Source organism: Myxococcus vastator, assembly GCF_010894475.1.
Taxonomy (GTDB): domain Bacteria; phylum Myxococcota; class Myxococcia; order Myxococcales; family Myxococcaceae; genus Myxococcus; species Myxococcus vastator.
This window is the reverse complement of record NZ_JAAIYB010000304.1, coordinates 1-10521: the sequence shown is the minus strand read 5'-3', so window position 1 is coordinate 10521 and position 10521 is coordinate 1. Positions and strand designations below refer to the sequence as shown.

The window sequence follows — 10521 nt, the reverse complement described above, 5'->3', positions numbered from 1 at the left end:
GTGGGGAGTCGTCTTCACAAGCCGCCAGCACGGCGGCGGCGCAGAACATGGCGGCGAGCAGGCGGCGCATCGAATCGTCCAGGTGGGGAGGAGGCCTTGTCCGGGGGACAGGAGGCGGGCGCGGGTGTACTACAGGGGTCGGTCCGTGCGCGAGTGGGGCATCCCACCCGGCATCTGGCCATTCGTTGACATCCCATGGCCCCCCACGCGCACGTTCTCGGGCCGCGACGGGGGAGGAAGGCTATTCAACCCGCATGGCTCGCGCTCTGCTGCTCTCGCTGCTCGTGAGGCAGCACATGGCTCTCAAGGAGAAGTTTCGCGCCAAGTACCCACACCCGTGGCTGGTGTGGGAGGCGGGCGCTTGGAATGTCCCCGAAGTGGTGGAGGGCAACGTGGCCGCCACGCGGCTGCCGCTGACGGACCTGCGGGACTGCCTGCCCGCGGGTGACGCACTGTGCTTCGAGCTGGTGGGCCACACGGACGGCGGGCCGCTGCGGCTGGGCCGGGCCTCGAACAACGCGCTGGTCGTCAATGACGCCACCGTGTCGCGCGAGCAGCTCCACCTGTCCCCCACCCTGGAAGGACGCTGGACGGTGACGCGCATGGCCGCCTCCCGGCCGGTGACGCTGGGCGGCACGGCCCTGGAGCCGGAGCAACCCACCGTGCTGCAGCCCGGCGTACAGCTGACTGTGGGTGACGTGCGCCTCACCTTCCATGAGGCGGAGGACTTCAACGAGCGCATTGGCCGCATCGCCGCCCAGGTGCTCGCCCAGACGGCGGCACCCCGCTGAGCGGACACGGGCCCCGCCTCCCAGGGCGGGGCCACCGCGACACCTACTGCGTGACAGGGCGCGTGCGGCGCTTGTTGCCCGTCACGCGCTGCGTCCCCGCCGCGGGCTGCTGCCGGGGCGAAGGCAGCGCCTTCACCAGCGGCACCTCCAGCTCGGCGTGCTTGTCCAGCTCCACCATCCGCTCCAGCGGGGCATAGCCGGCCAGCTCCACGCGCAGGCGCAGCGGCGCGGACTCACCGGACACCTGCTTCACCAGCGGCGTCACGCCCAGCAGCTCGCCCGTGTCCAGACGCAGCACCTGCGCACCCTCCGGGAACGAGCGCACCGTGAGCGTGACGGGCGGAAGCAGCCGCGGCGCGGCGACGGGCGCGGCCGGGGCTTCGGCGACGGGCCGGCCCATGACGCCGGCCACCGGGGCCTCCGCGGGGGCGGGCTCCGGCTGCATGCCGGACCAGGTGACCACCGCGGCCACCACCCCCAACGCCGCCGTGCCCACCGTCACCGCCGCCTGGCGGCGCCAGCGCCCCGTCACCGCCACCCGCACCTTGTGCGTGGGCCGCTCGGAGGCCTCCAGCGCCAGCTCCGCGGGCGTCAGCGCCTGGACGGACGCGGGCAGCAGGAGGAGCGCCGTCGTCACCTCCGCCAGGCTCTGCGGCCGGGCCTCGGGCTCCTTGGCCAGGCAGCGCATCACCAGCTCCGCCAGCTGCGGCGGCACGGGCTCTCCGGACGGCAGGTGCGAGGGCAGCGGCGGCGGCGGCTGGGTGATGATCTGCACCACCAGGTGCCCGAAGGCCGGCGCCTGGAAGGGCGGCTTGCCGGAGATGAGCTCGTAGAGGATGTTGCCCACCGCGTAGATGTCGGAGCGCGCGTCCACCGGCAGGCCGGCGGCCTGCTCCGGCGCCATGTACGCGGGCGTCCCGATGATGGTGCCGTCCAGCGTCCCGGTGGTGCTCCCCTCGGGGGTGAGCAGCTTCGCCACGCCGAAGTCCAACACCTTCACGAAGTCCGGCTGGCCCGCGCGGTGGATGACGAAGAGGTTGTCCGGCTTCACGTCCCGGTGCACCACGCCCACCTGGTGGGCCGCGCCGAGCGCCGCGCACACCTGCACCACGAAGCGCTGGATGCGCGCCAGCGTCAGCGGCTCCGCCTGCGCCAGCGAGCTCAGGCTCTGCCCGCGCAGCAGCTCCATCACGCAGTAGACGTGCCCGCCCGTCGCGCTCTCGTCGACGAAGTCGAAAATCTCCACGATGTGCTCGTGGTTGATTTGATTGACGGTGCGGGCCTCCTGGAAGAAGCGCCGCACGAAGCCGCCGTCCCGCGCGTGCTCCGGCCGCAGCACCTTCAGCGCCACCTGCCGCCCCAGCCGCGCGTGCCGCGCCTGGAACACCCGGCCCATGGACCCTTCGCCCAGGAGCTGCTCCAACTGGTAGTTCCCCAGCGTGGAGCCCTCCTGGAGCTCGTCACTGGCTCGGGGCCCCGTGTCACTCACGGTGGCCTCGGCACGGGACTGCACGGTCTGCATGAAGGCGTCATCGGAGCCCATGGTGAGAAGAAATTTCCATGTCCGGGGCAAACAGCAACCCTGGATCCGCACTCTGTCTTCCCAGGGACGCCACCCACCCTCGGTGAGTGCGGGATGGCGGACAGTGGTGGGTAGCAAGCATGGCCATCACCCGCAGAGCGCGTTGATTTGACACGTGCCCGCACTGCCATCGGCGCGCGTGCAAACCGTCGTCACCGGGCAGTCCGCGCGGTCCTGGCAGTCCGCCAGCCCGTCCCCGTCATCATCCTCGCCGTTGGCGCAGCTTATCTCCGTCTTCGAGCCCTCCCGGCACACGCACTGCGGACCACACGACTGGTCGTCGCAGTCCGCGCGGTCCTGGCAGTCCGTGAAGCCGTCCCCGTCGTCGTCCTGGCCATTGGCGCAGTCCAGCTCCTGCCGGCGCACGCACTCGCCATTCACGCAGTCCTGGAGGAAGGAACAGTCGTTGTTGCAGGCGCCGCAGTGGCCCGGGTCCGTCTTCAGGTCGAAGTCCTCGTCCACCGCCCCGTCGCAGTCTTCATCCAGGCCGTCGCAGGTCTCGAGGCGGGGCAGCACCTGCCCCACGCACGCGATGCTCCCTTCACGGGTACAGATGGACTCACCCGCGTGACAGAGCCCCACGTCGAGCGTGCCCTCCGGCCCCGTGTAGCAGGCGGTCTCCAGGTTATCGACCAGGCCGTCGCAGTCGTCGTCCAGGCCGTTGCAGACTTCCGCGGGGTCCGGCAGGCAGCAGTACCGCGGCCCGTCGTCGGGCAGGGACGTGCAGACGTAGCCGTCACCGCCGCAGTCGGCGGTCTCCGTGCACGTGTAGGGCACGTCGTCCGGGAAGCTCACCGTGCAGCCCACCGCGCCCGCGACGAGCAACAGGCCACACCACACGCGCAGCCGGGATTCGAAGGTCTTCATAGGTTCTAGAAACTCCCGCCGACCATGAGGTGCAGCGACGTGGAGGCGCCGCCGCTGCTTCCAGGCGCCACGGACGTCGAGGCGGGCGCGACGCGCGCGGGCACCAGCACCAGCCACGCCACGCTGCCCGCCGTCACCGCGCCGCCGCCCACCAGCAGCGCCGTGGCCAGGTTGGCCTGGGCCTGCGCGTCCAGCCGCTCCTTGCGCGTGACGTCGAACACGCCGTCTCCATCCGCGTCACCCCCGCGCTGCTCCACGTCCTTGGCGGCCAGGCCCATCACCACACCCGCGCCCACCGCGGCCAGTCCCACCAGCGCGGTGTAGAGCGCGGGCCGCTTGAAGAGGGACTTGCGAGGCGCCTTCCGGGAAGCCCCCACGCCGGCCACGGACTCATCGGGAGGCCCCTCCGGCGCCGGACCGGAGAGCTCCAGCATGACGTCCACCGTCTCGCGCGCGCCGGGCTTCAGGTCCAGGGTGCGCGTCCGGGTGCCGTACTCGTCCGCGGACACCTCCAGCGCCACCGCGCCGGGCGCCTGGCGCACCTCCACGCTGCCCACGCCCACGATGCGCTCGCCCACCTTCACCACCGCCTGCGGCACGTTGACGTTCACCGTCAGCATCGCGCGCGGCCGGGCCAATGCCGCCAGGCGCCTGGACAGCATCGCGGCGGCTTCGTTCACGAAGTCCTCGTCGCGCGGGTTGCGCCCCGTCACGAAGTCCTCGTGCACCACGCGGAGATCCCTGTCGTAGGTCCACGTCCGCAGCGTCCAGCCCGCGTCCTCCAAAGACAGACGCGCGGTGGTCAGCAGGTCCGCGTCCAGCAGCTCCGCGGGCTCGGCGAAGCACGCGGCCTCCGCGCAGCGCACCGCCGCGTCGTAGCCCTCCGCCAGCCGCTCACGCGTCTCCACCAGGTCCGACGCCTGCGCCACGCTGACGGAGGACAGCGCCGCGCGCGCCAGGGCCTCCAACCAGCTCGACGCCTGCTGCGCGCCCGCGCGCTCCGTCGCGTACAGCCCCACCAAAGCGAAGCGAGGCAGCAGGTCCGCGTCTGGATTGCTGGGACGCAGGTCCAACCCCATGTCCATTCCCTGCTGCTCGGCGGGGGCGTCCGAGGTGAGGTCCAGGCCCAGTCCCCCCTGTTCCTGGGCCCACGCGGGAGCGGCCAGCAGCGCGAGCGCCAGCAGGGCGGTGACGGGAGCAACGGGAATACGCATGGTCCCCCTTGTATCGCGACGCTCCGCGCAACGGAATGAGGCGACAGTGACGCCCCCAGTCCCCGCAAAACCCGTCAATGACGCGCGGCCCGGCTGCCTGCCCTGCGCCCGGCGGGCGCGCGGCTCGTCTGGGGAAGCTTGCCTTGGCCCCGCAGGGTCCGCATCTCCCCCCTATAGCGCAAGGAGACGCACGACATGGCGAATGGGACGCTCTGGATTCTGGTGGGGAACGCGAGCCGGGCCCGCCTCTTCGCGACGGACGCGAAGGCGGAGGAGGACTGGCGGCTGGTGGAGGAGTTCCATCACGAGGAGAGCCGGGCCCATCAAGGGAAGCTGCTCGAGCAGACCGACAACCCCAATGCCGGCACGCTCCACGGTCCGCCCATGGAGAATGAGCCCGACGGGCGAAAGGAGCTGGAGCACGACCGCTTCGCTCGCGAGCTGTCCTCGTTCCTGGACCAGGGGCATGACCGGCACGACTTCGACAAGCTGGTCATCGCGGCCCCGCCGGGGTTCCTGGGGAGGATGCGCCGCGCGCTGAGCACACGGGTCCGGCAGCGCGTCCTCCTGGACGTGGACTCGGACTACTCCAGCGTCCCCGCGAAGGACCTGCCCAGCCGGGTGCCTGTCATCTGAGCTGAGCAGGCAAGCGCGGGGGTGCCCTGGAGACGCGGGGCTCTGGTATAGGACGGGGGCCGACCTTCCTGGGAGGCCCCCGCACGCTGCCCGCCGCGCCACATGGCCCTTTCTCTTCCTGGAACCCAGTCCCTTCGGGGACGCCTCACGCTCTACGCGACGCTGCTGTCGGTCATCCCGCTGCTGACGCTGACCTGGCTCCAGGCCCGCAGCGCGCGGCAGGTGATGGAAGAGCAGATTCGCGCGTCGCTGCTGAGCGAAGCCGAAGGCGTGAAGGACCTGCTGGAGGCCACGCTGGCCGAACGGGAGGCCAGCGCCCGCGGCTGGTCCGAGGACGCCGCGGTCCGTGCCGCGCTGCGCGGTGACGTCGCGCCCTCCGACGCCATGCTCGGCGTGCTCCAGAGCCGCTACCTCACCCTCAACGGCATCGTCGTCTTCGACGACACCGGCCGCGCCATCTCCGCCAACACGCCGGCCCTGCGTGACGAGTACCTGCGTCGGCAGGACGAGGTGCGGCGCAGCCCCTGGTTCACGGAGGCCCAGCAGGGGCGCACCAGCAGCGAGGGCATCACCGAGGAGCACCCCATCTTCACCGGCCACGTGCTGTCGCTGGCCTTCCCGGTGCTGGACCCGGTCTCCAAGCACCGGCTGGGCGTGCTGCTGGCCGCCTTCGACTGGGCCCACGTGGACCAGCTGGTGCAGCCGGCGCTGGCCCGCGCCCACCAGCGCGCGCTCAAGAGCTTCGCGCTCACCCTCCAGCGGCCGGACGGCACGGTGCTGTACGACTCGCGCGGCGCGGACGTCCAGGGCCATGACAGGCTGCTGGCCGTCACGGCCGTCAACGGCACGGACGTGCGCGACGTGGCCGACGGCTGGCACTTCGTGGCGCGCGTGGACCCGGCGGAGGCCTACGCCCCGGTGGAGCGCGTGAGCCGGGTGGCGCTGCTGATGGCGGTGGGCTTCATCGTGCTGGCCGTCGTGGGCGCGTGGCTGCTGTCGCACCGCATCTCCGGTCCGGTGCTGGCCCTGCGCGCGGCGGTGACGCGGCTGGTGAGCGAGGGCGACCTCACGCAGACGCTGGACGTGAAGGCCGGCAACGACGAGGTGGGCGAGCTGGCCGGCGCCTTCGGCCTGCTGGTGTTCCAGTTGCGGGAGACGGCGCAGAGCCTGCACACCGGCACGCGCGTGCTCAGCGAGACGGTGGCGGAGCTGCAGACGGCGTCGACGCAGCAGGAGCGCAACGTGGCCCGCCAGGCCGCGGCCCTCCAGCAGACGCAGGTGACGGCGCAGGAAATCAAGCAGACGTCGGTGCTGGCCTCGGAGAAGGCGGAGGACGTGCTCAAGCGCGCCTCCATGGCCGAAGAGGTGGGGCGCGCGGGCGAAGGGGCCATCCGGGACAGCCTGGGCGGCTTCTCCGAAATCCTGTCCCAGGCCGAGCAGATGACGGAGCGCATCGCCCAGCTCAACGAGCGCACGCAGCAGATTGGCGGCATCACCCAGACGGTGAAGGACCTGGCGGACCAGTCCAACATGCTGGCGCTCAACGCCGCCATCGAGGCCGTCCGCTCCGGCGAGCACGGCAAGGGCTTCAACGTGGTGGCGCGGGAGATTCGCAGCCTGGCGGACCAGTCCATCCAGGCCACGGACCGGGTGCGCGAAATCCTGGGTGACTTGAGCAGCGCCATCCTCTCCACCGCGAAGATGACGGAGCTGGGCCACACGAACATGGAAGCCGGCCTGGAGCAGGTGCGCGGCACCGGCGAGCGGCTGAAGGAGCTGGCCGCCATCATCCAGGACAACGCCACCGCCGTGCGGCAGATTGCCGGCGCGGTGAGCCAGCAGAACGCGGGCATCGCCCAGATTTTCAGCGCGGTCACGGACCTGTCCTCCATGATGAACGACACCCAGGAGAGCCTGGCGGCCACCACCCGGGCGGCGAAGCTGCTCCAGGACGTGTCCGAGCAGATGCAGGACGTGGCTCGCGCCTATCGCATCTGAAGGAGCATGCATGGCGCAGGTGAAGGCAGTGCTGTTGGACCTGGGCAACGTCCTCGTCTTCCACGACAACACCCTGCTCTTCTCCCGGCTGGGCGCCCGCGCGGGCCTGGAGGCCGCGGAGGTGGCCCGGCGCCTGACGGGCGCGGGGTGGACGGACGCCAACCGGGGTGTGCTGGGCGCGGAGGGCATCCGCCAGGACGTGTGCCGCGCGCTGGACGTGGACCTGCCCATGGCGGAGTTCGCCCCGCTGTGGAGCAGCCACTTCACGCTGCATGACGCCGTGCTGCCGCGCGTGGAGTCGCTCCTGGGCCGGGTGCGCGTGGGGCTGGTGTCCAACACCAACGCGCTGCACATCGCCTACCTGCGCCCGCTGCTGCCGGTGCTCCAGCGCTTCGACAGCGTGGTGATGAGCTGCGAGGTGGGCCACGTGAAGCCAGAGCCGGACATCTTCCGGCTCGCGCTGGCGGGCGTGGGCTGCGCCCCGGAGGAGGCCGTCTTCTTCGACGACTTGCCCGAGTTCGTCCAGGCCGCCGAGGCCGTGGGCCTGCAAGGCCGGCTCTTCACCACCGCTGACGCCTTTGACGCGCAGCTCAAGGCCCTGGGGCTATGAAGCTGGGCGGCTACGTCCTCCACCGGAACAACCGGGACACGCTGGAGCCGTGCCTGCGTGGGCTGCTGGCCCTCTGCGATGACGTGGTGGCGCTGGACTCCGGGGCCACGGATGGCTCGGCGGCGCTGGTGCGCTCGCTGGGCGCGCGCTCCGTGCCCCATGCGTGGCGCGGCTACGGCGCCGCGCGAGAGGCCGCGGTGAACGCCCTGGCGCCCTGTGACTACGTCTTCTTCCTCGACTCGGACGAACACCTGGAGCCCGAGGCGGTGGAGACGCTGCGCGCGTGGAAGGCCGCTTCGCCCACGGAGGCCGTGTACCGGCTGCCCCGCCGCGACTGGGCCGAGCTGGGGGCGCGCCGCTTCCGCTACCGCACGCAGTGGCGGGCGCGGCTGGTGCGCAAGGACCAGGCCGTGTGGCGGCCGGAGCAGATTGTCCACGAGGCCCTGCCGAAGCTGGCGGGCGGGCGCGTCCACGCCTTCATCGAGCACCGCTTCGCCACGTCGGTGGAGTACCGCGCGGTGAAGGAGGACCGCTATGCCCTGCTGTGGGCCCTGCGCGCCCATGCCGAGCAGCGCGGCCTCAAGCCGGTGGGCGTGCAGCGCCTGGCGTCCTGGGCACGCGACTGTCTGCTGAAGGGCGCGCTGTGGCGCGGCGGCGCGGCGGCCTCCCGCCTGGCGTGGGCGGTGGCGGGCTACCACGCCACGAAGTACGCGTACCTGCGCGAGCTGCGCCAGGGCCGCTACCCGGAGCTGACGCGGCTCTACGCGGAAGGCCGCTACGACGCGCTGTTCGAGCGCGTGCGCGACGGCGCGCTGGGCTGACGGCCATGACCGAAGCGTGACGAAACGACCGCGCCGCCATGGCCCTGGCGGTGTGCGAGCTCCCTACGGTGGCGTCCTCCCCCGACGTCCTCCGAAAGGCCTGCTCGCGATGTCCCCTTCCCTTCTCTACCGGCTGTCGATGTGGGCGGGCTGCTGCGCCCTGGGGCTGCTGGGCGCGTGCACCAGCGCGAACACCGCTGCCGCGTCGCTGTCCGTGCGCGAGCTGAACATCATCGACGAACATGGACAGGCGCGCATCCGCATCGCGGCCCCCATGCCCGACCCCCAGGGCCTCAAGCGCGCGGTGAAGGCCTACGGCATCCAGTTCATGAATGCGTCCGGACAGGAGGTCGGCGGGCTCGCGATGCTCGACAGCATCGGCATCAACGGCCTCTGCTTCGACAGCGAGGAAGGCTACGAGGCGATGTGCATGGGGCTCATCCAGGGCAAGCCCAACATCACCTTCCGGCACGACTGGAAGGAGCGCATCGTCATCGGCGTGGAGGAGGGCGTGGCGAGCATCGTCCTGCATGATGCGAAGGGCACGCCCCACCTGAAGCTCGCGGTGGACCCGGACGGCGCCACCCGAATCGAAGAGGTGACGCCGGCCCCCGCGAGCAGGTAGCGCGTCGAGGGCGAAGGCTCAGTCGTACTTCGGGATGCCGGGCTCGGTCCGGCCTTCCTCGGTCCACTTCTGGAGCGCGGGCAGCGCGAGCACCGCGTCGCGGTAGTCCGCGCTCACCGCGTCCAGCTCCACCCCGTAGGTGACGAAGCGGGTGACGACGGGCGCGTAGAAGGCATCCGCGATGGAGAAGCGGCCGAAGAGGAAGGGCCCGCCCTGGCCGAAGCGGCGGCGACAGTCATTCCAGAGGGCCTGGATGCGGGCGATGTCCTCCGCCACGCCGGGCGCGCGGCCCTTGCCCGGGCTGCGCGCGCGCAGGTTCATGTTCATGTGCTGCCGGAGCGCGCCGAAGCTGGAGTGCATCTCCGCGGTGACGGCGCGGGCCACCGCGCGAGCCGCCGTGTCCTGGGGCCACAGCTGGGCCTGGGGGAAGGTCTCCGCGAGGTACTCACAGATGGCCAGCGAATCCCAGAGCGTCAGGTCGCCGTGCTGGAGCACCGGCACGCGCTTGCTGGGGGAGTACCGGGCAATCCGGTCCTCCGTGTCCGGCATCGCCAGCGGAATCACCACCTCCTGGAAGGGCTGCCCCGTGTGGGCCAGCGCGAGGTAGGGCCGCAGGGACCAGGAGGAGTAGTTCTTCGAACCGACGACGAGCGTGAGCTGGGGCATGGGGCGGCCTCTATAACGCCGCTCGCCCAGGCCCGCCCGCGCTTGTGCGCGTCAGTGCGCCGCGCTCCGGCGCCCCCAGAAGGAGCGCATGCGCGACAGCAGCGGCATCCGGCGGCGGTGCTCGGGCGGGTCGATGCGGTAGACGGCCACGGGCAACCGGATGTTCTTCATCTCGCCACGGCCCAGGCGAACCGGCGGTGAAGCCAGACGGCCTTCCACCTGCCGCGCCACCGTCTCGCTGACATAGAGCGTGCCGGGACGGGCCAGCGCCTCGATGCGCGCGGCCAGGTTGACGCCTTCGCCAAACACGTCACCGTCGCGGTGGACCACCAGGCCCAGATGGACACCCACGCGCAAGACGACCCGGCGCTCCGCGGACACGTCTTCGTTGCGGGCTTCCAGGACGCGCTGCAATTCCAGACCGAAGTCCACCGCCGAGGGGCCGCCCTCGAACTCCAGGAGGAAGCCATCCTCCATCCGCTTCACCTCGCGCCCGCCATGGCGCGGCAACAACTCACGGACGAGCAGCGCATGCTCATCCCGCATGTCGTTCTGGAGCGATTCATCACGCCATGAGAGCCCATCAGGGCCCTCGATGCCCGTGAAGAGAATCGCCGATAGTTTCCCGGGTTCTGGAGCCTCCACCACCATCGCGCATCTCCCCTTCCCCCCCGGCACTGTCAGCAATGCTACATCACACAGGGCCCCCGG

11 protein-coding genes are annotated in these 10521 nt (G+C 71.3%); 6 read left to right on the top strand and 5 right to left on the bottom strand.

Annotated features, from left to right (window positions below; translation table 11 throughout):
* The first annotated feature begins 254 nt into the window (after positions 1-254).
* On the top strand, positions 255-791 hold the full coding sequence (locus G4D87_RS25630) for an FHA domain-containing protein (protein ID WP_163784883.1): 537 nt from the start codon (positions 255-257) through the stop codon (positions 789-791).
* A gap of 43 nt (positions 792-834) precedes the next feature.
* On the opposite strand, the gene G4D87_RS25625 is transcribed toward G4D87_RS25630, so the two are convergent.
* From G4D87_RS25625 to G4D87_RS25615, 3 genes are all read right to left on the bottom strand, one after another.
* The gene (locus G4D87_RS25625; protein WP_163784881.1) at positions 835-2334 is read right to left on the bottom strand and encodes a serine/threonine-protein kinase; all 1500 of its coding nucleotides are present in this window, start codon (positions 2332-2334) and stop codon (positions 835-837) included.
* A 126-nt stretch (positions 2335-2460) separates the two neighbouring features.
* Positions 2461-3240 (bottom strand): MopE-related protein, encoded by a 780-nt coding sequence (locus tag G4D87_RS25620; RefSeq protein ID WP_163784879.1) that lies wholly within the window; start codon positions 3238-3240, stop codon positions 2461-2463.
* 5 nt (positions 3241-3245) lie between these two features.
* On the bottom strand, positions 3246-4454 hold the full coding sequence (locus G4D87_RS25615; protein ID WP_163784877.1) for a hypothetical protein: 1209 nt from the start codon (positions 4452-4454) through the stop codon (positions 3246-3248).
* A gap of 195 nt (positions 4455-4649) precedes the next feature.
* On the opposite strand from G4D87_RS25615, the gene G4D87_RS25610 reads away from it, so the two are divergent.
* The 5 genes from G4D87_RS25610 (at position 4650) to G4D87_RS25590 (ending at position 9144) form a co-directional block, all read left to right on the top strand.
* A complete protein-coding gene (locus G4D87_RS25610) occupies positions 4650-5090 on the top strand; it encodes a host attachment protein (protein ID WP_163784876.1) in 441 nt (146 codons plus the stop codon).
* 102 nt (positions 5091-5192) lie between these two features.
* Positions 5193-7088 (top strand): methyl-accepting chemotaxis protein, encoded by a 1896-nt coding sequence (locus G4D87_RS25605; RefSeq protein ID WP_163784874.1) that lies wholly within the window; start codon positions 5193-5195, stop codon positions 7086-7088.
* 10 nt (positions 7089-7098) lie between these two features.
* Positions 7099-7698, top strand: a complete 600-nt coding sequence (locus G4D87_RS25600) for an HAD family hydrolase (protein WP_163784872.1) — start codon at positions 7099-7101, stop codon at positions 7696-7698.
* Positions 7695-8519, top strand: a complete 825-nt coding sequence (locus G4D87_RS25595) for a glycosyltransferase family 2 protein (protein WP_163784869.1) — start codon at positions 7695-7697, stop codon at positions 8517-8519. Before G4D87_RS25600 ends, G4D87_RS25595 begins: the two co-directional genes overlap by 4 nt.
* 109 nt (positions 8520-8628) lie before the next feature.
* Complete coding sequence (locus tag G4D87_RS25590; RefSeq protein ID WP_240358606.1) at positions 8629-9144, top strand: hypothetical protein; 516 nt, start codon at positions 8629-8631, stop codon at positions 9142-9144.
* A gap of 18 nt (positions 9145-9162) precedes the next feature.
* On the opposite strand, the gene G4D87_RS25585 is transcribed toward G4D87_RS25590, so the two are convergent.
* The gene (locus G4D87_RS25585; RefSeq protein ID WP_163784868.1) at positions 9163-9810 is read right to left on the bottom strand and encodes a glutathione S-transferase family protein; all 648 of its coding nucleotides are present in this window, start codon (positions 9808-9810) and stop codon (positions 9163-9165) included.
* A gap of 51 nt (positions 9811-9861) precedes the next feature.
* Positions 9862-10461 (bottom strand): adenylate/guanylate cyclase domain-containing protein, encoded by a 600-nt coding sequence (locus tag G4D87_RS25580; protein ID WP_163784866.1) that lies wholly within the window; start codon positions 10459-10461, stop codon positions 9862-9864.
* Positions 10462-10521: the final 60 nt, after the last annotated feature.

Excerpts from the sequence above, each read along its gene's own strand:
- G4D87_RS25630 (WP_163784883.1), top strand. The coding sequence starts at position 255 with ATGGCTCGCGCTCTGCTGCTCTCGCTGCTCGTGAGGCAGCACATGGCT.
- G4D87_RS25625 (WP_163784881.1), bottom strand. The coding sequence starts at position 2,334 with ATGGGCTCCGATGACGCCTTCATGCAGACCGTGCAGTCCCGTGCCGAG.
- G4D87_RS25620 (WP_163784879.1), bottom strand. The coding sequence starts at position 3,240 with ATGAAGACCTTCGAATCCCGGCTGCGCGTGTGGTGTGGCCTGTTGCTC.
- G4D87_RS25615 (WP_163784877.1), bottom strand. The coding sequence starts at position 4,454 with ATGCGTATTCCCGTTGCTCCCGTCACCGCCCTGCTGGCGCTCGCGCTG.
- G4D87_RS25610 (WP_163784876.1), top strand. The coding sequence starts at position 4,650 with ATGGCGAATGGGACGCTCTGGATTCTGGTGGGGAACGCGAGCCGGGCC.
- G4D87_RS25605 (WP_163784874.1), top strand. The coding sequence starts at position 5,193 with ATGGCCCTTTCTCTTCCTGGAACCCAGTCCCTTCGGGGACGCCTCACG.
- G4D87_RS25600 (WP_163784872.1), top strand. The coding sequence starts at position 7,099 with ATGGCGCAGGTGAAGGCAGTGCTGTTGGACCTGGGCAACGTCCTCGTC.
- G4D87_RS25595 (WP_163784869.1), top strand. The coding sequence starts at position 7,695 with ATGAAGCTGGGCGGCTACGTCCTCCACCGGAACAACCGGGACACGCTG.
- G4D87_RS25590 (WP_240358606.1), top strand. The coding sequence starts at position 8,629 with ATGTCCCCTTCCCTTCTCTACCGGCTGTCGATGTGGGCGGGCTGCTGC.
- G4D87_RS25585 (WP_163784868.1), bottom strand. The coding sequence starts at position 9,810 with ATGCCCCAGCTCACGCTCGTCGTCGGTTCGAAGAACTACTCCTCCTGG.
- G4D87_RS25580 (WP_163784866.1), bottom strand. The coding sequence starts at position 10,461 with ATGGTGGTGGAGGCTCCAGAACCCGGGAAACTATCGGCGATTCTCTTC.